General features: G+C 71.6%; 16 protein-coding genes. 10 read left to right on the top strand and 6 right to left on the bottom strand.

Annotation, left to right across the window (positions count from 1 at the left end):
• Positions 1-203: 203 nt before the first annotated feature.
• The gene (locus tag ACFW2Y_RS19185; RefSeq protein WP_384880324.1) at positions 204-473 is read left to right on the top strand and encodes a hypothetical protein; all 270 of its coding nucleotides are present in this window, start codon (positions 204-206) and stop codon (positions 471-473) included.
• Here ACFW2Y_RS19185 and ACFW2Y_RS19190 read toward each other — a convergent pair.
• The 3 genes from ACFW2Y_RS19190 to ACFW2Y_RS19200 all read right to left on the bottom strand — a co-directional run bounded on the left by ACFW2Y_RS19190 (position 421) and on the right by ACFW2Y_RS19200 (position 6,843).
• The gene (locus ACFW2Y_RS19190; protein WP_384880326.1) at positions 421-1,188 is read right to left on the bottom strand and encodes an SDR family NAD(P)-dependent oxidoreductase; all 768 of its coding nucleotides are present in this window, start codon (positions 1,186-1,188) and stop codon (positions 421-423) included. The two genes, ACFW2Y_RS19185 and ACFW2Y_RS19190, sit on opposite strands and share 53 nt — an antisense overlap.
• Positions 1,189-1,220: 32 nt before the next feature.
• Entirely contained in the window at positions 1,221-2,024 is an 804-nt protein-coding gene (locus ACFW2Y_RS19195) for a DNA-formamidopyrimidine glycosylase family protein (protein WP_384880328.1), read from the bottom strand.
• A gap of 154 nt (positions 2,025-2,178) precedes the next feature.
• Entirely contained in the window at positions 2,179-6,843 is a 4,665-nt protein-coding gene (locus tag ACFW2Y_RS19200) for a DEAD/DEAH box helicase (RefSeq protein WP_384880331.1), read from the bottom strand.
• A 1,273-nt stretch (positions 6,844-8,116) separates the two neighbouring features.
• On the opposite strand from ACFW2Y_RS19200, the gene ACFW2Y_RS19205 reads away from it, so the two are divergent.
• The 3 genes from ACFW2Y_RS19205 to ACFW2Y_RS19215 are packed head-to-tail and all read left to right on the top strand — an operon-like array spanning position 8,117 to position 12,421.
• The gene (locus ACFW2Y_RS19205; RefSeq protein WP_384880334.1) at positions 8,117-9,853 is read left to right on the top strand and encodes an ABC transporter transmembrane domain-containing protein; all 1,737 of its coding nucleotides are present in this window, start codon (positions 8,117-8,119) and stop codon (positions 9,851-9,853) included.
• Positions 9,850-11,607: an ABC transporter ATP-binding protein gene (locus ACFW2Y_RS19210; RefSeq protein ID WP_384880337.1), complete on the top strand. Its 1,758-nt coding sequence runs from the start codon at positions 9,850-9,852 to the stop codon at positions 11,605-11,607. The genes ACFW2Y_RS19205 and ACFW2Y_RS19210 overlap by 4 nt, the downstream gene beginning before the upstream one ends.
• A 40-nt stretch (positions 11,608-11,647) precedes the next feature.
• Positions 11,648-12,421, top strand: a complete 774-nt coding sequence (locus tag ACFW2Y_RS19215) for a thioesterase II family protein (protein WP_384880339.1) — start codon at positions 11,648-11,650, stop codon at positions 12,419-12,421.
• Positions 12,422-12,498: 77 nt separating this feature from the next.
• Here ACFW2Y_RS19215 and ACFW2Y_RS19220 read toward each other — a convergent pair whose 3' ends face one another.
• The gene (locus ACFW2Y_RS19220) at positions 12,499-13,428 is read right to left on the bottom strand and encodes a hypothetical protein (protein WP_384880342.1); all 930 of its coding nucleotides are present in this window, start codon (positions 13,426-13,428) and stop codon (positions 12,499-12,501) included.
• A gap of 79 nt (positions 13,429-13,507) precedes the next feature.
• On the opposite strand from ACFW2Y_RS19220, the gene ACFW2Y_RS19225 reads away from it, so the two are divergent.
• From ACFW2Y_RS19225 to ACFW2Y_RS19235, 3 genes are all read left to right on the top strand, one after another.
• Complete coding sequence (locus ACFW2Y_RS19225; protein WP_384880344.1) at positions 13,508-13,702, top strand: DUF3046 domain-containing protein; 195 nt, start codon at positions 13,508-13,510, stop codon at positions 13,700-13,702.
• A 315-nt stretch (positions 13,703-14,017) separates the two neighbouring features.
• The gene (locus ACFW2Y_RS19230) at positions 14,018-15,133 is read left to right on the top strand and encodes an AI-2E family transporter (RefSeq protein ID WP_384880385.1); all 1,116 of its coding nucleotides are present in this window, start codon (positions 14,018-14,020) and stop codon (positions 15,131-15,133) included.
• Positions 15,134-15,221: 88 nt separating this feature from the next.
• Positions 15,222-16,031, top strand: a complete 810-nt coding sequence (locus ACFW2Y_RS19235; RefSeq protein ID WP_384880347.1) for an SGNH/GDSL hydrolase family protein — start codon at positions 15,222-15,224, stop codon at positions 16,029-16,031.
• A gap of 78 nt (positions 16,032-16,109) precedes the next feature.
• Here ACFW2Y_RS19235 and ACFW2Y_RS19240 read toward each other — a convergent pair whose 3' ends face one another.
• Positions 16,110-16,856: a VOC family protein gene (locus ACFW2Y_RS19240; protein ID WP_384880350.1), complete on the bottom strand. Its 747-nt coding sequence runs from the start codon at positions 16,854-16,856 to the stop codon at positions 16,110-16,112.
• A gap of 242 nt (positions 16,857-17,098) precedes the next feature.
• Between ACFW2Y_RS19240 and ACFW2Y_RS19245 the strand changes: the two genes are divergently transcribed.
• From ACFW2Y_RS19245 to recX, 3 genes are all read left to right on the top strand, one after another.
• On the top strand, positions 17,099-17,503 hold the full coding sequence (locus tag ACFW2Y_RS19245) for a hypothetical protein (protein ID WP_384880353.1): 405 nt from the start codon (positions 17,099-17,101) through the stop codon (positions 17,501-17,503).
• A 441-nt stretch (positions 17,504-17,944) separates the two neighbouring features.
• Positions 17,945-19,078, top strand: coding sequence for a recombinase RecA (gene recA / locus ACFW2Y_RS19250; protein ID WP_384880356.1), 1,134 nt, complete (start codon positions 17,945-17,947; stop codon positions 19,076-19,078).
• Between the two features lie 3 nt (positions 19,079-19,081).
• Positions 19,082-19,648, top strand: coding sequence for a recombination regulator RecX (gene recX, locus ACFW2Y_RS19255; RefSeq protein WP_384880359.1), 567 nt, complete (start codon positions 19,082-19,084; stop codon positions 19,646-19,648).
• 446 nt (positions 19,649-20,094) lie between these two features.
• Here recX and ACFW2Y_RS19260 read toward each other — a convergent pair whose 3' ends face one another.
• A complete protein-coding gene (locus tag ACFW2Y_RS19260; protein ID WP_384880362.1) occupies positions 20,095-21,768 on the bottom strand; it encodes an FAD-dependent monooxygenase in 1,674 nt (557 codons plus the stop codon).
• Positions 21,769-21,893: the final 125 nt, after the last annotated feature.

The raw sequence follows: 21,893 nt of genomic DNA on the forward strand, positions 1-21,893 counted from the left end.
GTCCGTACCCCGTCTCACGGGGTACGGACCGGGGCTTCGCCCTTCTCCGGCACCCGGGGCCCGCTCGCCTGAGATGCCGGGTCCGGGTCCGTCGTGCCATGGTGGAGGGGAGGCGCGGCCGGGCCGTGTGCGCCGGTTCTGCCTCCGGTGCGCCCTCCCGCAGGGTGATCCTGCCGGTCTAGCGTCGACCGCGGGAGGCGGCCATGGTACGGCGACGGGTTCCGCTGGTGACGCTTGCGCTGCTCGCGTGCGGGGTGGCGGCCGGCGGACTCTGGTGGTGGGCGGTACTGCGCCTGCTGCTCGTACCGGACGGGGCCGGGCCGGTCGAGGGAGCAGTGGCTGCGGGCGGCTGGGGGCTCAGTCTGCTGCCGGTCCACGTGGCTGCGGCATCGGGGCGCCGCGGCACGGTGTCCGGTGGTGTCACCAGGGCATGGCGACGCCGCCGTTGGGGCGCAGGATCTGGCCGGTCATGAAGGCGGAGGCGTCGGAAGCGAGGTACAGGACCGCGTGGGCGATGTCCTCGGCCTCGCCGACCCGACCCAGCGGAGAGCGGCGGACCATCGCGACCTCGGCCTGCTGCTGGGCCGCCGGCTCGCGACGGTCCGTCATGGGGGTGCGGACCCAGCCCGGGGCGACCGCGTTCACCCGGATGCCGTGCGGCCCCGCCTCCGTCGCCAGTGTCTTCGTCAGTTGGACGACGGCCGCCTTGGTGGCGCTGTAGCAGAGGAGGCCGGGGCTCGCGGTGTCCACTGCGCCCGAGGCCATCGTCACGATCGAACCGGACACCGCGGCCGAGAGCATCGAACGGGCCGCCTCTTGGCAGGAGTAGAGCACCCCTTTGAAATTGACGGCGAGGAGGCGGTCGAGGTCTTCGTCCCGGGTGTCCAGGACCGTGCTCGTGTGCATGGTTCCGGCGATGGCGGCCATGACGTGGAGGGGTCCCGCCGAGCGGACGGCGGCGGAGAGGGCGGCGCGATCGGTGACGTCCAGGTGGTGTGTGCGTGCGGTACCGTCCTGCCGGGCGATCAGATCTGCTGTTTCCCCGAGGCCGTCCGCGTCGCGGTCCGCGCAGTGGACGGTGGCGCCCGCCCGGGCGAGGAGTTCTGCACTAGCGCGCCCGATGCCGCTCGCGGCGCCGGTGACGAACGCGGTGCGACCGCTCAGGTCGTACGCCGGAAGAGTCGTCATGTCCGGACCGTACGACTGAATCTGATGGATCGTCAATTGTCGGGTGAGTTCCCCCGGGGGCCCCGCTGGCAGCCGGGGCACCAATAGGTGATCCGGTCGCCGAGCTCCGCCCTGCGGATCGCGGCTCCACAGCGGAGGCAGGGCTTGCCCTCCCGACCGTAGACGTGGAGGGGAACACCGGGGCGACGGGTCGTCGTGGTGCGCCGGTCCGGCCGGTCCTTGTTCGCCTCCAAGAGGCGGTGGGCGGTGGCGACCAGGCGGGCCGGAACCCCGGGTGCCAGCTCGCCGACCGGAAGCCAGGGGGTGACCGACGCGAGGAAGGCCAGCTCGGACTTGTACACGTTGCCGATGCCAGCCAGGTTCCGCTGGTCGAGCAGGGCCTCGCCCAGCGGCCTCGCCGGATCGGTGCCGAGCCTCCGGACGGCTTCCCCGGGATCCCAGTCGGGGCCGAGCAGGTCCGGGCCGAGGTGGCCGACGACCCGGGACTCCTCGACGCTGCGGAGGAGCTCCAGGACGGGGAGGCGGTAGCCGTACGCGGTGTGCTCGGCGTTTCCCAGGACCGCCCTGATCTGGTGGTCGGGGCCGCCGCGCGGGCGCTGCCCGGTGGCGTAGACACGCCAGGCCCCGTCCATCCGCAGGTGTGAATGGAGCGTGAGGCCGCCCTCGATCCGGGCGAGCAGGTGCTTGCCGCGAGGAGTGACGTCGAGGAGGACGCGACCGGTGAGATCGATGGTCGCGAACCGCGGCACCCGGAGGTCCGCCCGGGTCAGGGGCCGACCGGCCAGCGCGGTGTGCAGACGGTGCGCGGTCTGCCAGACGGTGTCTCCTTCGGGCACGGATCCATTGTGCGGGGACGGCCCTCCGCCGCACCTTTGAGGGGCACGGCGATTCGGCCCCTCCCCCTCCCGCAGACCGCCCCACCGCCCGTCGAGGAGGCGGACCGGCCGCGTGACCGGCGCGGGACGGCGGGGCCTACGGCCGGCACGGGGCTCAAGGACGGAGACGGAGGCCTCTGGGGGTGGCGAGGAACCCGGCAGCTTCCAGGCAGCGGGCCAGGGGCGAGGTCAGTGCGGGAGCGCCGTTGACGCGCTCCACGGTGAGCGTGCCGAGCATGCCCGCCCTGGCCGACGCGGCCAGCGCCTCCGCCGCCGCCACCAGCGCCGGATCGTCCGGACGGGTCGGCCAGGACAACAGGGTCTTCCCGCCGCGCTCCACGTAGAGCGTGAGCTCGCCGTCGACCAGGACGACCATGGCACCCGCCTTGCGCCCCGGCTTGTGCCCGGCGTCCGTCGGGGGCTCGGGCCAGTTCAATGCCGCCCCGTAAGCATTCGCCGGGTCAGCCGCCGCGAGGACCAGGGCCTGGTGCCCGGCCGTCCCGGTGCCCCGCTCACGGGCGGTCGCCGCGGCCCGCAGCCGGTCCACCGCCCCGTCCATCGCGAACTGGGCCGCGCCGAGTCCCTCCACCACGTAACCGCGACGGGCCTGCCCGTTGTCCTCGAAGGCGGCCAGGATCCGGTAGGTGGCGGAGAAGCCGCCCGCGACCCCCTCGGCGACCACCGCGCCCCGGGTGACCACACCGTGCCGGTCGAGGAGGGTGCGGGCGAGTGCGTGTGCGCGGTGCGTCGGGTCGGGCTCCACGGACGGCAACAACGACCAGCGCCCCGAGACCGTGGGCGGGCCGGTGCGGGAGACCGGCCGCGTGGAGGCCGTCAGGGCGCCGTACCGCCCGCGGGGGACGGAGCGGCGTGCGCGGTGGGCGGTGGAGCCGGCCGTGCGGCCCGAACCGAGCAGAGCCCGCAAGGGGGCCAGGGTGTCGTTGGTGAGCCGACCCGACCAGGCCAGGTCCCAGAGGGCGTCGGCGAGCTGCGGGTCGGTGGCGTCCGGGTGGGTGGTGGCCCGGACCTGGTCGGCGATCTGCCGGAAGAACAAGCCGTATCCGCCGGAGAGCGCGGTGAGCACCGACTGGTGCAGGGCGGACTGATCCAGCGGGTGTGGCGACGGCAGGAGCAGGGGGGCGGCGTCCGCCAGGTACAGGGAGACCCAGCCGTCCTTGCCGGGCAGCCCTCCGGCCCCCGCCCACACCACCTCCCCGGTGGTCGTCAGCTCGTCGAGCAGCGCGGGAGAGTAGTCGCGCACCCGGGACGGCAGGATCAGCTTCTCCAGGGCCGAGGCCGGGACCGGTGCGCCCTGGAGCTGCTCGATCGTGCGGACCAGACCGTCGATGCCGCGCAGGCCACCGCCGCCCAGGTGCTGCCACTGCGGCAGGAAGGTGGCGAGGGCGGCCGGGGGAACCGGCTCCAGCTCGTGCCGCAGGGCCGCGAGGGAGCGACGGCGGAGCCGGCGCAGGACGCTCGCATCGCACCATTCCTGGCCGATGCCCGCGGGATGGAACTCACCCTGGACGACCCGCCCGGAGGCTGCCAGGCGCTGGAGCCCGCCGTCCGTGACCGCAGCACCCAGGCCGAAGCGGTCCGCCGCGTCGGACGAGGTGAACGGACCGTGCGTGCGCGCGTATCGTGCGAGCAGGTCGCCCAGCGGATCCTTGACCGGTTCGGTGAAGGCCTCGGGCACGCCCACCGGCAGGGCCGTGCCCAGCGCGTCCCTGAGACGACCGGCGTCTTCGATCGCAGCCCAATGCTCCGCGCCTGCGATCCGCACCCGGATCGCCCGGCGGGCCCGGCACAGCTCCTCGGCCCCATCCGGCTCGGCGCCGCGCTCGACGAGTTCGGCGTCGGTCAACGGCCCCAGGACCCTCAGCAGGTCGGCGACGCCCTCCAGGTCCTTGACCCGTCGGTCCTCGGTCAGCCACTGGAGCTCCCGCTCCAGCTCCTTCAGGACCTCGGGGTCGAGCAGTTCGCGCAGTTCGGCCCGGCCCAGGAGCTCGGCCAGCAGTCGTGAGTCCAGGGAGAGGGCGGCAGCCCTCCGCTCGGCGAGCGGAGAGTCCCCCTCGTACAGGAACTGCGCCACGTAACCGAAGAGCAGCGACCGGGCGAAGGGGGACGGCTCGGGAGTGGTGACCTCGACGAGCCGGACCCTACGGGCCTCGATGTCCCCCATCAGTTCTTCGAGGCCGGGGAGGTCGAAGACGTCCTGGAGGCACTCGCGGACGGCTTCGAGGACGATCGGGAACGAGCCGAACTCACTCGTCACCTGGAGGAGCTGCGCCGCCCGCTGCCGCTGCTGCCAGAGCGGGGTGCGCTTGCCGGGATTGCGCTTGGGCAGCAGCAGGGCGCGGGCGGCGCACTCGCGGAAACGGGAGGCGAACAGTGCGGAACCGCCCACCTGATCGGTGACGAGCTGGCCGATCTCGTCCTTGTCGAAGAGGGCGTCCGCCGCATCGACGGGCGGCTTGTCCGCGTCGTACGTCGCGTCCGGGTGCCGCTCCGCCGCGGCCGGCTCGTGATCGAGGAGGTCCAGGCCCATGTCCAGGCCCATCAGGTCGGCGTCCGGCAACCGCAGCACGATGCCGTCGTCCGCGTGCATGACCTGCGCGTCCATCCCGTACCGCTCGGTGAGCCGCGCCCCGATCGCCAGCGCCCACGGGGCGTGCACCTGCGCCCCGAACGGCGAGTGGATGACGACTCGCCAGTCCCCGAGCTCGTCTCGGAAGCGCTCGACGAGGATCGTCCGGTCGTCCGGCACGTGGCCACAGGCATCGCGCTGCTCCTTGAGGTAGGCGAGCACGTTGTCCGCGGCCCAGGAGTCCAGGCCCGCGGCGAGCAACCGCAGCCGTGCGTCCTCCTCCGCGAGGGCGCCGACCTCGCGGAGGAACGCGCCCACCGCCCGCCCCAGCTCCAGTGGCCGGCCCAGCTGGTCGCCCTTCCAGAACGGCAACCGGCCCGGCACGCCAGGCGCGGGGGAGACCAGTACCCGGTCCCGGGTGATGTCCTCGATCCGCCACGAGGTCGTGCCGAGCGTGAAGACGTCGCCGACGCGCGACTCGTACACCATCTCCTCGTCGAGCTCCCCGACCCGACCGCCTCCCTTCTTGGGGTCCGCCCCCGCGAGGAACACGCCGAAGAGGCCGCGGTCCGGGATCGTTCCGCCCGAGGTGACCGCGAGCCGCTGCGCCCCGGGCCGCCCCGTGACCGTCCCGGCGACCCGGTCCCAGACCACGCGCGGGCGCAGCTCCGCGAAGGCGTCCGAGGGATAGCGGCCCGCCAACATGTCGAGGACCCCGGTGAACGCCGACTCGGGCAGCGAGGAGAACGGCGCCGCCCTGCGTACCACCGCGAGCAACTCGTCCACCTGCCAGGTGTCGAGCGCGACCATCGCCACCAGCTGTTGTGCGAGGACGTCCAGCGGGTTGGCGGGGATCCGCATCGACTCGATGGCGCCGGTGCGCATCCGCTCGGTGACCACCGCCGCCTGCACCAGATCCCCCCGGTACTTGGGGAAGACCACACCCGTCGACACGGCGCCGACCTGGTGCCCGGCCCGGCCCACCCGCTGGAGCCCGGAAGCGACCGAGGGGGGCGACTCGACCTGCACCACCAGGTCGACCGCACCCATGTCGATGCCCAGCTCCAGACTGGACGTGGCGACCACGGCGGGCAGCCGGCCCGCTTTGAGCTCCTCCTCGACCTGGGCGCGCTGCTCCTTCGACACCGAGCCGTGGTGGGCCCGGGCGAGGAGCGGCGGGGCGCCCTGAGCCGCTCCCGACTGGGCCATGACCTGGGCCGGCGGAGCCCCCTCGGGGAGGGGTTCGCCGGTCGCCCGCTCGTATGCGATCTCGTTGAGCCTGTTGCACAGGCGTTCGGCGAGCCGGCGCGAGTTCGCGAAGACGATCGTGGAGCGGTGGGACTGGACGAGGTCGGTGATCCGCTCTTCGACGTGCGGCCAGATCGACGGCTTGTCGCCGCCCGGGGAGGACGGTGAGTCTTCCCCCGACTTCCCCGGGGGGACCCCCACGAGCTCGCCCATGTCCTCGACGGGGACGACGACGGAGAGGTCGAACTCCTTGCCCGAGGGCGGCTGCACGACCTCCACGGCGCGCCCCGGGGAGAGGTAGCGGGCCACCTCGTCGACCGGACGGACCGTGGCCGACAGCCCGATCCGGCGCGCGGGGCGCGGCAGCAACTCGTCGAGTCGCTCCAGGGAGAGGGCCAGGTGTGCGCCCCGCTTGGTGCCCGCGACCGCGTGCACCTCGTCCAGGATGACCGTCTCCACGCCCGACAATGCCTCGCGCGCGGCGGAGGTCAGCATCAGGAACAGGGACTCGGGGGTGGTGATCAGGATGTCCGGCGGCCGGTTCGCCAGTGCCCGGCGCTCGGCGGCCGGGGTGTCGCCGGACCGGATCCCGACCCGGACGTCCGGCTCGGGCAGGCCGAGCCGGGCCGACTCCTGCCGGATGCCGGTCAGCGGGGAGCGCAGGTTTCGTTCGACGTCCACCGCGAGCGCCTTCAGCGGCGACACGTACAGCACGCGGCAGCGCTTCCTGGCTTCGGCGGGCGGCGGAGTGGACGCGAGGCGGTCCAGGGCGGCCAGGAAGGCGGCCAGCGTCTTGCCCGAGCCGGTCGGAGCGACGACGAGCACGTCGGAGCCCGCCCCGATGGCTCGCCAGGCACCCTCCTGGGCGGCCGTGGGTGCGGTGAAGGCCCCGGCGAACCAACCGCGGGTCGCGGGGGAGAACGAATCGAGCGCGGACCTGACCATGTCCCCCATCGTGCACCCGGCCACTGACATCGACGCCGGTACTCGATCTCCGGTGGTCGCGGCCCGTCACGGACCGACGCCCTGCCGACCGTCCGGGCCACCCGGACCCGGGCGACTCCCCGGCGCGAGCGCCGTGCGGCGGGCCGGGCACGCAGAGGCCGGTGCCCTCCCAGGCGGTACTTCGCGGCCGGGTGAGCCAGTGCCCCTTCCGGCGGTCGGACAGCGGCCACTGGTTCTTCGGGCCCGACGGCCCAGGGGCGGCACGCGTAGGAGATTGCGGGGATGCCGGAATGCTTGCTCGGTGCGCGACGTCCCCGAGTGCCTTCTGTTGGGGGGAATCTGGGAAATTGGTGTGGCGGCACTGCTGAGGCGACACCAAGGAGATTCCCTCGGCGAAGGGCGCATGGTGTTCACGTCCTGTCGGGCCAAGTGAACGGAATTCGGGCTTCGGTGGGGGGCGGTCGCAGTGGGCGAGATGCTCTGTCAAGTCGCTTCGTTCCGCCCGACTGGGCCTCGACAAGTCGAGGCTACCCTGGGGTAGGCTGCTCGATGTTTCATCGAGCAGCCGTGGTTCTGGGGGGCTGGTGTCAGAAATCAGTTTTCGGCTTCTCGCGCCGCTCACTGGTGTGGGGCCGGGGCGGGAGGGGGTCGGCGAGCGATGTCGAGCGCTGTTTTCCAGCGGGTCGAAAGGCCGCCCGAGAGCAGACCTGCTGGAGACGGCCCCCGTCGTCTTCGTTGAACACCACGACTTCCTCGGCGAGGTCAACGTTGAGCCGGCCGTCGGATCCACCCCGTGCACAGGGAACGAGCGGCACCCGTCCGCTCCACCCCGTGCACAGGGAACGAGCGGCACCCGTCCGCCCGGCGGTCGGGATCGAACTTCCGCCGGGCAGTGGCCGCGGGCAAGGGAATCCTCACGGGGCGCGCGCGCCGCGACCCTCTCGAAGGGGATATCCGAGTCGTTCTCGTGACCTTGACCGAAACCGGTCCGATCAGTACCCCCAAGAGTCTCGAAAGTTCCCTTGTTGACGTTTCGGGAGAATGTCCCGATATGTTTTCCGGGGTTTGAAAAGCATGGGGGGAAAGCGCTCCTCCTTTCATGCGCCTGATTCCCGTGGCTTGACCGGGGTTGCTCATGGAAGCCCGCACGGGTTCCATGAAGCCACTTCTTCGTGATTGACGCCTCCTTTTCGTGGTGACCGTGATGGCGGGCGGTCGGGAGGTGGAAAGAAAATCTGGATGAGGCCTAGGAAAGACGGTGAGGTTTTCGCTCATGACGGATTCGCATGCCGACCCGGGAACCCCAGATCACCGGAGTGCCGCGCGTTACCTGTGGTGGCTGACCATGAGTCAGCGTCGGAGGGTGGCGGGCGGTGCGGTGATCGGCACCCTCTGGATGGTCTGCCTCATGCTGCCGCCGTCCCTCATGCAGCGTGCGATCGACGACGGGCTCCAGACGGGGAGGACCGGCGCCCTGGTCGGCTGGGTGGCCGCACTGGTCGGCGCCGCGCTCCTCAACGCATGGCTCGGCATCATGCGCCACCGCATCATGACGCGGGTCCGGATGGACGCCACCTTCCGGACCGTCAAGGTCGTGGTCGCGCACTCCACCCGACTGGGTGCCGAACTGCCCCGGAGGGTGTCGACCGGCGAGGTGGCCAGCATCGGCGTGGGCGACGTCGCGCAGATGAGCCAGACGTTGACGATCACCGGGCCGGGCGTCGGTGCGGTCGTCGCGTACCTGGTGGCGGCCGGATTGCTGCTGTCGGTCTCCGTGCCGCTCGCCCTCGTGGTCCTGCTGGGGGTGCCGTTGCTCGTGGTGGTGGTCGGGCCACTGCTGGAGCGCCTCCAGGGCGCGGAGTCCGAGTACCGTGAGCAGCAGGGGGAACTGACCGCACGGCTCGGGGACATCGTCGGCGGCATGCGCGTGCTCAACGGCATCGGTGGCAAGGAGATGCTGGCCGGCCGTTACCTGCGCGGTTCACGGGACCTGCAGGCCGAGGGCTACCGGGTCGGCGCCGTGACCAGCTGGATCCAGGCGCTCTCGGTCGGCCTGCCCGCCCTCTTCCTCGCGCTGGTGACCTGGCTGGCCGCCCGGATGGCAGCCGAGGGCACCATCACGATCGGCACGCTGGTCGCCGTCTACGGCTACGTCGCCGTCCTGGTGGTACCGGTCTCCAACTTCATCGAGGGCGGATACGACCTCACCAGGGGCCTGGTGGCCGCACGGCGGGTGATCCGGATGCTCGGGCTGAAGCCCGCCGTCGAGGACGCCACGACGATTCGACCGGCTCCCTGCGCACCGTCGGTCCTGCGCGACGCCGACACAGGTGTGGAACTGGCCCCGGGCCGGCTGACCGCGATCGTGAGCGCCCGCCCGGCCGATTCCACGGCCGTGGTCGACCGGCTCGGCCGGTACGACGCATCCGCGGCGACCTGGGGCGACGTGCCGCTCGCCGAGGTCGCCCTGGCAGAGGTCCGCAGCCGGATCGTGGTGGCGGACAACGACGCCGACTTCTTCGCCGGGGCGCTGCGCAGCGTGGTCGGCGGCCGGTCCGAGCACACCGGCCGGTCCATCGCCCGGGCGGTCAGGGACGCCGCGGCGGAGGACATCGTGCAGGCGATGCCCGACGGCCTGGACACCATGGTCCAGGCCCAGGGCAGCAACCTCTCCGGCGGCCAGCGCCAGCGGCTGCGCCTGGTTCGCGCCCTGCTGGCGGACCCGGAGGTGCTCCTGCTGGTCGAGCCCACCTCCGCCGTGGACGCCCACACCGAGGCTGCCATGGCCGCCGGGCTGCGCCGGTCGCGGGCCGGGCGCACCACCGCCCTCACCTCGACCTCCCCCGTCCTGCTGGAGCAGGCCGACACCGTCTGCTACCTCGTCGACGGCCGTCTGGCGGCAGCCGGCCCGCACCGGCAGCTGCTCGCCTCGGAGCCCGGTTACCGCGCGCTGGTGTCCCGCGGTGAAAACGCCACCGAGCCCACGTCCGCCGAGGAGGCCGCCCGATGACCGCTCGGACCGAGACCGCCCCCGGGCGGCTCCCGATTGCCGGTCCCGCCGAGGTCCGCAAGGCCGCCGTGGGCCTGATGGGCCAGGACCGCCGTGCGGTCGCCGTGATGCTGACCCTCAACGGACTGGCCGCAGCCGCCGGCCTGGGCGGCCCCTGGCTGCTCGGCCGGATCGTCGACGACGTCCGGGGTGGCGCCGGGGTCGCACACGTCGATCGGCTCGCCCTCGGCATCCTCTGCTTCGCGCTCGCGCAGCTGCTCCTCGGCCGCTTCGCCCGCTACGCCGCCCACCGCTTCGGCGAGCGGACCCTGGCTCGGATCCGCGAGCGGTTCGTCGACCGTTCCCTCGCCCTGCCCGCTGCGGTGGTCGAACGTGCCGGCACCGGTGATCTGTTGACGCGTGGCACGGCCGACGTCGCCACCGTCGGCACCACCCTGCGCGACGCCGGGCCGGAGGTCTCCGTGGCGCTCGTCCAGGTCCTCCTGATCCTGGTCGCCATGTTCGCGGTCAACCCGCTCCTCGGCATCTGCGGGTTGTTCTGTCTCTCCGGAATCTGGTTCGCCACCCGCTGGTACCTGCGCCGCGCGCACTCGGGCTACCTCGCCGAGGGGGCCGCCAACTCCGAGCTCATCGAGATCCTCACCGCGACCGCGACAGGGGCCCGCACCGTGGAGGCCCTGGGCCTCCAGGACAGCCGGATCGCCGCCACCGCCGAGGCGGTCGAGCGCTGCCGGGTCACCCGTACCCGCACCCTCGACCTGCGTACCGTGCTCTTCCCGGTGGTCGAGTTCTCGTACGTCGCCCCGGTCGCCGGCATCCTGCTGCTCGGCGCCGCCCTGCGTGACACCGGCGCGGTCACCACCGGCGCGGTGGTCGCCTGCGCCCTCTACTTCTGGAAGCTTTCCGAGCCGCTGGACAAGGTCCTGCTCTGGCTCGACCAGATCCAGCGCAGCAATGCGTCCTTCGCCCGGGTCGAGGGGATCGGGCAGCTGGACGTCCCGGCCGTGACCGGCGGCGGCCAGCCCGAGGGCGACCGGATCGACGTGGTCGACGTCCGCTACGCCTACCAGGGCGAGCGGGACGTCCTGCACGGCGTCGACCTCACCGTCCGGCCGGGCGAGCGGCTGGCGGTGGTCGGCCCCTCCGGAGCAGGCAAGTCCACCCTGGGTCGACTGCTGGCCGGCGTGGAGCGGCCCCGCACCGGACGCGTGACGGTGGGGCGGGTTCCGGTCGCCGATATCGCTCCGGCCCGGCTGCGCCGGCACGTCGTCCTGGTCTCCCAGGAGCACCACGTCTTCCTCGGCACCGTACGGGACAACCTCCTGATCGCCGACCCATCCGCGACCGACACCGACCTGCACGCGGTGCTGGCCGCCGTCGACATCGACTGGGTGGACGGGCTGCCGGACGGGCTGGACACGGAGCTCGGCTCCGGCGGGCTCCGTCTGGACGTCCAGCAGGCACAGCAACTCGCCCTGGCCCGCGTCATCCTTGCTGATCCGCACACGCTGATCCTGGACGAGGCGACCTCCCTGCTCGACCCGGCCACGGCTCGGCACACCGAGCGCTCGTTGGCGGCCGTACTCAAGGGACGCACCGTGATCGCCATCGCCCACCGCCTGCACACCGCCCACGACGCGGACCGCGTCGCGGTCATGGACGGCGGGCGGGTGATCGAACTGGGCAGCCACGAAGAGCTGTTGGCCGCCGAAGGCGGATACGCCAGGCTGTGGAAGTCCTGGCACGGAGGCTGAACGCTTCCCACCCCCTCTCGACCAGTAGGAGCGGAACCCCATGCACTCGACAGCCCCACGGACGGCCCGGAGCTGGGTCCGGCCGATTTCCGGTCGGACCGAGCCCGGCGCCCTCCGGCTCTTCTGCTTCCCGTACGCCGGGGCCGGCGCGTCGGTCTTCCGCGCATGGGGTGCCGAACTTCCAGAGGACGTACAGGCGTTCGCCGTGCAGCTGCCGGGTCGGGAGGACCGGTTCTCCGACCGGCCGATCACGGACCTGGACGAGTTGTTGGACGCCCTCCTCCCGGCCCTGCTCCCCTACCTGGACCGGCCGTTCGCCTTCTTCGGGCACAGCGTGGGCGCCATCGTCAGCTGGGAGCTCGCCCGCCGGCTCCAGCGTGAGCAGGGGGTGGAACCGGTTCGGATGATGGTGTCCGGCTGTCGGGCACCGTCGGTCCACGAATCCAGGGAGCCGGGTGAACTCGACCTCTCCGACGAGGAGCTGATCAACGAGCTCCGCCGTCTCAACGGCACGCCGGAGGAGCTGCTGCAGAACCCTGACTTCGCCGCCTTCATCCTGCCGACCGTCCGGGCCGACCTCTCGCTCTTCGCCCGCTACGCCTACCGGCCGGGCGAGTCGCTCACCTGCCCGGTCTCTGTCTTCGGCGGCGACGCGGACCCCAGGGTCGCCGAGGAGCACCTCGAGCGCTGGGCCGAGTTGACCACCGGCCGGACCGAGGTGGAGGTCTTCCCCGGCGGCCACTTCTTCCTCAACGAGGAACGGGAAGCCGTGCTCCGGAGCGTCTCCCGGGCGCTCCGGGCCGTCGGCCGCTGACCCGCACTTCCTTTCGAACCCGGCGGCGTGACCGTGAACGTCCACCGGGACGGAAAACGACGGTTCCGGAGCTCGGGTCACCCGATGCTGCGGCCGTGCGCGCGCAGGGTACGCAGCGCCTCCACGGTGACGATCGGACGCCATTCCAGGGCCGAGCCGGGTGCCCAGGCCCGCCAGCGGATCGGCCAGCCGCCGTCCTCCTGCTGGTCGGCTTCCAGCCGGTCCAGCGAGCGGGCCATCTCCCCGGCGGTGAACCAGCGCGCCGCCAGCGAGTCCGGCACGGGTGCGTAGTCATGGGGGAAGTGGTGCTCGCCGGGGGCGTAGCCGTCCGCGACCGGGAAGTCCTCGGGTCTCTCCGGGGCGAGTACGACGAGCTGCTGTTCGCGGACGATCCGCCCGAGGCGTGCGGCGGCCTCCTCGGCGCGTGCACGGTCAGGGACCCCGTCCAGGAAGGCCACGGCCGCCTGGATCTCGTACGGGTGGGGCTTCTCCAGTGCCTCCAGGGCCGACCAGCAGAACTCGGTGGCCCGGAACAGCCACGCGTGCCACACCTGGTTGCGGTGCAGTACCCCGACCACCGGCCCCGTCGAGCGCAGCGCGCTCGGCGGAGCGTCGACGACCGGGACGAAGGGCGCCGAGGGGTAGCCGTGTTGGGACGGGTGGATCGCGGGGAGGGCGCCGTCCTGCGTGGAGACCTCCGTGAGGTAGCGGCAGATCCGTTCGGCGCGCAGTCCGCCGCAACGGTCGATGGAGTCCAGGACCCGCAGGCCGTGTGCGGTGTGCAGCGGTTGGCTCACCGGCCCGCGCAGATCGGGTTCGAGCGCGTGGCCGTAGCCGCCGTCCTCGTTGAGGTACGCCGCGAGGGCCGTCTCGACCTGCTCCGCGCCGCCGTGCAGGAAGTGGAAGGCGAACCGGCGCTGTTCGAGGACGCGGGCGGTCAGCCAGATGAAGCGCTCGGCGCGCGCCAGGGGGGTCGGGGATGGGGAAGGGAGGGGATTTTCGGCCATGCTCCGACCGTAGGGCGGAAAAGCGCGGTGACAAGCCCTACGGAGCGGGCTGCACTCCTGGGGGCTGGATACTGGGGTCATGCGGTTGACGATTTTCTGGGAACGGATGGCCGACCACTTCGGGCCGTCGTACGCCGAGTCCTTCGCGCGCGACCACGTGATGGCGGAGCTCGGGGGCCGGACGGTGCGGGAGGCGCTGGAGGCGGGCTGGGAGGCGAAGGCCATCTGGCGCGCCGTCTGTGCGGCCGTCGACGTACCGGCCGACAAGCGGTGACCGGACGGCGAACCCCGGGGGTGACCGGCGAGAACGCGAGGGGCAGCGGGCGGGAATGTCCGTGCGGTGCGCGAGACTGACGGGGTGGCCCCGACTGACGACGCAGACGACACCGACACGATGGAACCGACCGAGACGACGGCGGTGAGCGCTGCTCCCGCCGTCCTGTCCGACTCCGCCACGACGGAGTCCCCGGTGCCCGGCCCGGTCCTTGCCGCGGGAGGCGCCGGGCGCGCCGTGCCGACCGCGGCGACCGCCGCTCCGCCCGCCGCCGAGTCGGAGCCGGCCATCGGGGCGTCGGCCGGTGCGGCGAGGATGCCGCGCTGGTTGCCCCGCGCACTCGTCCTGGCCTTCGCGCTGTACGCCTGTTTCCTGTTGGGCAACTGGGCCTTCCACCAGCTCGTCGGCCTCCTCGTCAACATCCTCCTCGCCTTCTTCCTCGCGCTCGCCATCGAGCCGGCCGTCGGGCGCATGGCGGCCCGGGGGATGCGCCGCGGCCTCGCCACCTTCCTCGTCTTCTTCGCCGTCATGATCGTCAGCATCGGCTTCGTCGTCCTCCTCGGTTCGATGCTCGCCGGCCAGATCGTGGACATGGTCGAGAACTTCCCGAAGTACCTCGACTCGCTGATCAACTGGATCAACCAGACCTTCCACACGGACCTGTCGCGCGTCGAGGTCCAGGACAGCGTGTTGAGCTCCGAGTGGCTGCAGAAGTACGTGCAGAACAGTGCGTCCGGTGTCCTCGACGTGTCCGCCACCGTCCTCGGCGGGCTCTTCCGGCTCCTCACGATCTTCCTGTTCTCGTTCTACTTCGCGGCCGACGGGCCCCGTTTGCGGCGCGCGCTCTGTTCCGTACTGCCGCCTGCCCGGCAGGCCGAGGTCCTGCGGGCCTGGGAGATCGCGGTCGACAAGACCGGTGGGTATCTGTACTCGCGCGGTCTGATGGCCCTGATCTCGGGCATCGCGCACTTCGTGGTCTTCGAGATCCTGGGAGTGCCGTACGCTCCGGCGCTCGCCGTGTGGGTCGGCCTGGTCTCGCAGTTCATCCCGACCATCGGCACCTATCTGGCCGGCGCCCTGCCAATGCTGATCGCCTTCACCGTCAACCCCTGGTACGCGCTGTGGGTGCTCGGCTTCGTGGTGGTCTACCAGCAGTTCGAGAACTACGTGCTGCAGCCGAAGCTCACCTCCAAGACCGTGGACATCCACCCGGCAGTGGCCTTCGGCTCGGTCATCGCCGGAACGGCGCTGCTCGGCGCGGTCGGCGCACTGATCGCCATTCCTGCCGTCGCCACCCTGCAGGCCTTCCTCGGCGCGTACGTGAAGCGCTACGACGTGACCGACGACCCGCGCGTCCACGGCCACCGCCGGTACGGCGAGGCGGTCGTGGCCCGCCTGCAGAAGGCCCTGCAGCACAAGAAGGAACCCTGAGCCGGAGCATCACAGTACTGGCGTAGTTTGCTAGTGGAATAATTGAATATGGTGAGGGTGTGGCAGAGGGTCGAGGAAAGGCGGGGCCATGACTGACGGCACGTTCCTGCGGTACGTCGCCCTGGGGGACAGCCAGACCGAGGGACTCGGTGACGGCGACGACATCACCGGGCTGCGCGGTTGGGCGGACCGGCTCGCGGAGTTGCTCGCCCGAGAGCACCCCGACGTGCTCTATGCCAACCTGGCCGTACGGGGCCGTCTCGCCGGGCAGGTCCGAGCCGAACAACTCGCTCCCGCCCTCGCACTCCGGCCGGACCTCGCCACCGTGGTCGCCGGCGTCAACGACCTGCTGCGGCCGCGCTTCGACCCGGACGCGACGGCCGGGCACCTGGAGACCATGTTCGCCGCCCTGACCGGCGTGGGGGCCCGTGTCGCCACCCTCACCTTTCCCGACGTCGGCCGGATCACCCCACTCGCCCGACCGCTCGGCCCCCGGGTCGAGGGGCTCAACGAACGGATCCGGGCGGCCTCGCGCCGACACGGCGTCACCGTCGTCGAAACCTCCCACCACCCCGTCGTCACCGACCCCCGGTTGTGGAGTCCCGACCGGTTGCACGCCGGACCGCTCGGCCATGCGCGCATCGCCGCCGCGGTGGCCCAGGCGCTCGCCCTGCCCGGTTCCGACGACTCCTGGACCCGGCCCCTGCCCCCGGGGAACCTCCCCAAGGGCTTCGGAGCAGTGACCGTCGAACTCCGCTGGATCGGGTCCTTCCTCGGCCCCTGGCTCGGCCGTCGCCTGCGGGGTCGCTCGTCCGGCGACGACCGGCGGCCCAAGCGGCCGGAGCTGCTGCCGGTGGCGGCGGCTCGGTGTGGGCCCGTCCCGCCCGGAGGCGGGTGACCGCAGCATCCGCACCTCCTCGGGGCGGGAACCTCCGGCCGCGACCGCCCGGGGCCCTTCGGGAGGCGAAGCGCCCCGTCAGTGCGGCGGAGCGAGGACGCAGAACTCGTGACCCTCGGGATCGACCAGACAGATCCACGGGACCGCGCCCTGGCCGAGATCGAGAGGGACCGCACCGAGGGCCTTCAACCGGGCGACCTCTGTCGCCTGGTCGGTACCGGGGTACGGCAGCAGGTCGAGGTGGACGCGGTCCGGAGAGGTCTTCCCGTCGGGCGTCCGGAAGAACTCCACATAGGGGCCGACCCCCTGGGAGGAGCGCAGCCGCGCGTAATCGTCCGTCACCTTGTGCAGCGTCCAATCCGTCGCCTCGCCCCAGAACCGCGCCATGGCCCGTGGATCGGCGCAGTCCACGACCACCATGGCGATCGGCCCGGTGTCCCGGAAGACCTCCCGGGGTTCCAGTACGCAGAACTCGTTGCCCTCGGGATCGGCGAGGACCGTCCATGGGACGTCGCCCTGCCCCAGGTCCACGGGCGTCGCGCCGAGGGCCCGGAGGCGTTCGATCAACTCTGCCTGGTGGGCCGTGGAGGTGGTGGCGAGATCGAGGTGGACGCGGTTCTTCGTCGGAGGCTTGGGCTCCGGGACGGCGACCACGTCCACGCAGACGGCGACCGGGTCCGGCCAGACGAATCCGCCGACCGGTTCCACATTGGTCACCCCGGGGGCCTCGCTGGAGGTTCCCCAGCCGAGTGCCTCCGCCCAGAACCGGCCGATCGCCGAGTGGTCAAGGGCCTTGATGTTCACGTTGACCGGTCTCATTGCCATGGCAGTGATCTTAAAAGGCGCCCCGCGGCCTCGACCGTGCCGTCGCCAAACGGTGATCGACCCGCGGACGGCCGCGAGTGACGCCGACCGCTCGTGCCGTCGACCGCGGACGGGTGCCCCCGAACCCCACCCGGGACGCGCGGGCGTCGGCGCCGTGCGGGCCGACGCCCACCGGGAGCGGTTGCGACTGACGGGGGCCGGGCGTACTCCGGAAGGAGGGGAGGGATCCGAGAGGAGGCGTCATGCTTGGTGAACTGATCAGCGAGATCCAGGGCGAGGACACCGGACGCCGGGTCGTCTCCGCTGGCGAGGGACCCCCGATCGTCGAGGTGTCCTTCCGCGGCAGCGGCTCCTACTACGGCGTTCCGGTCGCGGGTTTCGGCACCTACGAGTCCGAGCTGCGCGCCGACGGGACGCTCTACGGTGAAGGGCAGGGCGTGGACATGAGTGCCGACGGGCAGACCGTCAGCTGGCACGCCCACGGCCTCGGTCATTTCGGAGAGGGCGGCGCCACCAGTTTCCGGGGTGCGATCTTCTTCTCCACCACGTCCCCCCAGTTCGAGCGCCTGAACGGTGTCACCGGGGTCTTCGAGTACGAGACCGACCCGAGCGGCAAGTCCACCGGAAAGATCTACGAATGGAAGTAGGCCGGCCCGCCCGGGGGCGACGATCGGTGATCGGTGATCGGTGACCGATGGCCGGCGGTTCCGTCCCGGGTGGTTGGTGTCTTCGGGGTCATGACGGCGCGCCGTGGACCGGGGGGCGGCGGTAGCGCCGTCCTCGGGCTCCTGCCGTGCGGGGCGCGGTGCCCCCGCACGGCGGGAGCCCGCATCGACGTGCCCGATGGTGTCCGTGCTCGATGGTGCGCGGCCTTCGTCGGCGCAAGGCGCACGAAGGTGGCCCGGCTCCCGCGTGGCTTGCTTGACACTAAAATCGAACATCCATTCTCATGAAGGTCTGGCCCTTGGAATCGCGGGCTCGATGCCGAGTTGTCCACAGGCCGGAAGGGACGTCGGAGCCCATTGTCAGTGGCAGGGGTTAGCGTCTTTCACATGAAGCGATCGACTCAAGCAAACCGGGTGGAACCCATGGCAGGAACCGACCGCGAGAAGGCGCTCGACGCCGCGCTCGCACAGATTGAACGCCAATTCGGCAAGGGCGCCGTGATGCGCATGGGCGACCGCACCCAGGAGCCGATCGAGGTGATCTCCACCGGATCGACCGCCCTCGACGTCGCCCTCGGCGTCGGCGGTCTGCCGCGCGGTCGTGTCGTGGAGATCTACGGACCGGAGTCGTCCGGTAAGACGACCCTCACCCTGCACGCCGTTGCGAACGCCCAGAAGGCCGGCGGACAGGTCGCCTTCGTGGACGCCGAGCACGCCCTCGACCCCGAGTACGCGAAGAAGCTCGGCGTCGACATCGACAACCTCATCCTGTCCCAGCCGGACAACGGCGAGCAGGCCCTTGAGATCGTTGACATGCTGGTCCGCTCGGGTGCGCTCGACCTGATCATCATCGACTCCGTCGCAGCCCTCGTGCCGCGGGCGGAGATCGAGGGTGAGATGGGCGACTCGCACGTCGGTCTCCAGGCCCGCTTGATGAGCCAGGCCCTCCGGAAGATCACCAGCGCGCTCAACCAGTCCAAGACCACCGCGATCTTCATCAACCAGCTCCGCGAGAAGATCGGCGTGATGTTCGGCTCGCCGGAGACCACGACCGGTGGACGCGCCCTGAAGTTCTACGCTTCGGTGCGCCTCGACATCCGTCGCATCGAAACCTTGAAGGACGGCACGGAGGCAGTCGGTAACCGCACCCGCGTCAAGGTTGTCAAGAACAAGGTTGCGCCCCCCTTCAAGCAGGCCGAGTTCGACATCCTCTACGGTCAGGGCATCAGCCGTGAGGGCGGCCTGATCGACATGGGCGTGGAGCACGGCTTCGTCCGCAAGGCCGGCGCCTGGTACACCTACGAGGGCGATCAGCTCGGCCAGGGCAAGGAAAACGCCCGCAACTTCCTGAAGGACAACCCCGACCTCGCCAACGAGATCGAGAAGAAGATCAAGGAGAAGCTGGGCGTCGGTGTGCGCCCCGATGCTCCGTCAGCCGAGCCGGGTGCAGACGCGGCAGGTGCTTCCGATGCGGCCGGGGCGGACGATGCCAAGGGCGCCGCTGCCCCCGCGAGCAAGACCGCGAAGGCGACCAAGGCCACCGCGGTCAAGAGCTGACCGGTGACCGGTCGCACCGAATGGCCGGGTGACAGTCCCGACTCGTCGAGGGCCGAGAAGGAGCTGTCACCCCAGGACCCCGCTGAGCGAGCGCGCGCGATCTGTCTGCGTCTGCTCACTGGGAACCCCCGCACGCGCAAGCAACTCGCGGACGCGCTGCGCAAGCGGGAGATCCCCGACGAGGTGGCCGAAGAGGTCCTTTCCCGCTTCGAGGACGTCGGTCTCATCGACGACGCCGCCTTCGCCGGTGCCTGGGTGGAGTCCCGCCACCACGGACGGGGTCTCGCCCGACGAGCCCTTGCCAGGGAACTCCGCACCAAAGGGGTCGAACCGACCCTCATCCAGGAGGCCGTGGGCCAGCTCGACTCCGAGCGGGAGGAAGCCACGGCGCGCGAGCTCGTGGACCGCAAGTTGCGAGCCACCCGTGGTCTCGAGCGCGACCGGCGACTGCGCCGGCTCGCAGGGATGCTGGCCCGCAAGGGGTACCCCGAGGGCATGGCACTCCGTGTCGTCCGCCAAGCACTGGAGGCCGAGGGCGAGGATGTGGACGGGCTGGACGAGCCCTTTTGAGGCCTCCGACAAGGGAGGCACCTCTGGAGGGGGCATCTGAGAAGGGGCACCATGGGGCGGAGAGCCTCGGACGACCGGCCCGGGGGAGCGGTCGTCTGCTGAGTGCTCATGGGCTGGGCGCTCTGCGGCAGGCGTCCGGAGAGCGGCCGTTTTCGTACGGGGCTGAAAGAGGGTGTCCCCGAAATGGGCATCTGCATACGGAGCTTCTGAAGCGAGTCCTTCTGACGCGGGGGGACAGAAGGACTCGCTCCTTCACACGGTGCCCCGATGGCACGGTCATGTACGGCACTCCACCCGATCGCTCCTGCTTGCGCAGGGGGAGAGCCGGGGAGGGCAGGGGCGCGATGGCGCCCGCGTTCCGGGGCCTTGGAGAGCGGCTCGTCCGACACGGGGGTGGCGACAGTGCCCGACTCCCTTCCAGACGCTCATGCGCACGGGGTCGGAGGTCAACCCACCTCTGCCGTGTGCCCACTCTCCGTGGACACTTCCGGGGCTTCCTCGGCCGATTGCGGTTCGTCGATCGGGCCGCCGCGGGCCGCGTTTGCTGCCGCGTACAACTCCTCGGGACGAACCCCCGAGAAGGCGGCGACGAGATGTCCGTCGGGCCGCACGAGCAGGACAGCATGGGCCGGGGCCCCCGGATAGCCCTCCGTCACCAGGACCTCGGCCTTCGCCGGGAGCGCTTGGACGGCTTCTTCGAGCCGCGGCATCACTCCGGCGCTCTGCCAGTGCCGTCGGTCCCACACTTCGGTGCCCGGTGCGACCAGGAGCACCAGGAGGCGGCCCTGACCGAGTCGGTCCCTGAGCCGCACGGTCGTGCCGTCGGGGGCGGTCACTCGAACGTCCTCGACCGGGGCGCCCGGAGGAGTGCCCACGGGCGTCTGCCCCTCGGTGTACGGGGGAGAGAGGGGGGAATGGGGGTAGGCCGGAGGGGCGCCGAGCGGACCGCGCCCCAGATGGCCGTCGGTCAGCAGGGCGTCATGGCCCCGTGTGGCTCCGGGGAGGTACGTCCGAAGGCCCCCGCCGCCGCGCAGCACGGGAAGTGATTGGTCCGCCGCACGCAGCCGGGTGGCGACGGCGGTTCGCCGCTCGCTCTGGTAGCTGTCGAGCAGTCGGTCCGAGGCTCCGTGGTGCCAGCTGTGTGCGAGTTTCCAGGCGAGGTTGTCCACGTCCCGCAACCCCTCGTCGAGGCCCTGGGTGCCGACCGCGCCGACCAGGTGTGCCGCGTCCCCGGCGAGGAAGACCCGGTCGACCCGCCAACGGCGGGCGAGTCGGTGGTGCACGGTGTGGACGCCGGTGTCGATCAGTTCGTACGGGGGAGTCATCCCCTCGCACCAGCCGGCCAGGGTTTCGCGGATCCGGGAGACCAGCGCGTCCGGGGTGACCAGGTCGCCGCGGGGCGGTAGGAGCCAGTCGATGCGCCACACCCCGTCGGGCAGCGGGCGCGCGGTGATCTCTTCGGCACCGCGCCACGGGGGCTGACGGTGCAGCAGGGCCTCCCCCGGCCAGGGGAGTTCGGTGCGCAGCGCGGCGACGGCATGTCGTTCCACGGCGGTGCGTCCGGGGAAGCGGATGCCGAGCAGTTTGCGCACGGTCGAGCGGGCCCCGTCGCAGCCGACCAGGTGGCTGCCGCGCCACCAGGTGCCCTCCGGCCCCCTGGTGTGGGCGATGATCCCGTCCCGGTCCTGCTCGATGCCGTCGAGCCGGGCCTCGGTGACGAGCCGGATCAGTTTCTGACGGGAGATGGCGTCGCGCAGTCCGCGGGCCAGGGCGTGTTGGGGAATGTGCAGCGGGGCGGCCGGGGGAGCGGGAGCACCAGGCGCTTCTGACCACTCCTCCGTCCCGCCGAGCCCCAGGTCGAGGGCGAGGCTGCGGACCACCTGGCGACGGCGCATGCCGCGCCAGCCGACCCAGCGCACGCCTTCGTCACGGAGGGTCGTGCAGCCGAGCCGCTCGACCATCGAGGCCATGTCGGCGCGGAGGACCACGCTCCGCGCCGGTCGGGGCTCCTCTTTTCCGCCGCTCTCGTCGAGCACGACGCTGGGCACGCCCTGCGCGGAGAGCGCGAGGGAGAGCGCGAGGCCGACCGGCCCCGCGCCTACGATGATCACCGGATCCACGGCGCGGCTCCTGAAGGCCGGATGGTCATGAGGGCAGCACAGAGGAGTGTGGCACGAGCCCGGTGGTTGATCACAGAACGTATGCAACCCACTGAGGGTTCCCGCGTCAAGCGACGGGGTGGGCG

Origin of the sequence: Streptomyces sp. NPDC058877 (genome assembly GCF_042742855.1) — a bacterium.
GTDB lineage: Bacteria > Actinomycetota > Actinomycetes > Streptomycetales > Streptomycetaceae > Streptomyces.

What these genes read in the sequence shown, in the direction of transcription:
- ACFW2Y_RS19185 (WP_384880324.1), top strand. Translation starts at nt 204, where the DNA reads ATGGTACGGCGACGGGTTCCGCTGGTGACGCTTGCGCTGCTCGCGTGC.
- ACFW2Y_RS19190 (WP_384880326.1), bottom strand. Translation starts at nt 1,188, where the DNA reads ATGACGACTCTTCCGGCGTACGACCTGAGCGGTCGCACCGCGTTCGTC.
- ACFW2Y_RS19200 (WP_384880331.1), bottom strand. Translation starts at nt 6,843, where the DNA reads ATGGTCAGGTCCGCGCTCGATTCGTTCTCCCCCGCGACCCGCGGTTGG.
- ACFW2Y_RS19205 (WP_384880334.1), top strand. Translation starts at nt 8,117, where the DNA reads ATGACGGATTCGCATGCCGACCCGGGAACCCCAGATCACCGGAGTGCC.
- ACFW2Y_RS19210 (WP_384880337.1), top strand. Translation starts at nt 9,850, where the DNA reads ATGACCGCTCGGACCGAGACCGCCCCCGGGCGGCTCCCGATTGCCGGT.
- ACFW2Y_RS19215 (WP_384880339.1), top strand. Translation starts at nt 11,648, where the DNA reads ATGCACTCGACAGCCCCACGGACGGCCCGGAGCTGGGTCCGGCCGATT.
- ACFW2Y_RS19220 (WP_384880342.1), bottom strand. Translation starts at nt 13,428, where the DNA reads ATGGCCGAAAATCCCCTCCCTTCCCCATCCCCGACCCCCCTGGCGCGC.
- ACFW2Y_RS19225 (WP_384880344.1), top strand. Translation starts at nt 13,508, where the DNA reads ATGCGGTTGACGATTTTCTGGGAACGGATGGCCGACCACTTCGGGCCG.
- ACFW2Y_RS19230 (WP_384880385.1), top strand. Translation starts at nt 14,018, where the DNA reads ATGCCGCGCTGGTTGCCCCGCGCACTCGTCCTGGCCTTCGCGCTGTAC.
- ACFW2Y_RS19235 (WP_384880347.1), top strand. Translation starts at nt 15,222, where the DNA reads ATGACTGACGGCACGTTCCTGCGGTACGTCGCCCTGGGGGACAGCCAG.
- ACFW2Y_RS19240 (WP_384880350.1), bottom strand. Translation starts at nt 16,856, where the DNA reads ATGGCAATGAGACCGGTCAACGTGAACATCAAGGCCCTTGACCACTCG.
- ACFW2Y_RS19245 (WP_384880353.1), top strand. Translation starts at nt 17,099, where the DNA reads ATGCTTGGTGAACTGATCAGCGAGATCCAGGGCGAGGACACCGGACGC.
- recA (WP_384880356.1), top strand. Translation starts at nt 17,945, where the DNA reads ATGGCAGGAACCGACCGCGAGAAGGCGCTCGACGCCGCGCTCGCACAG.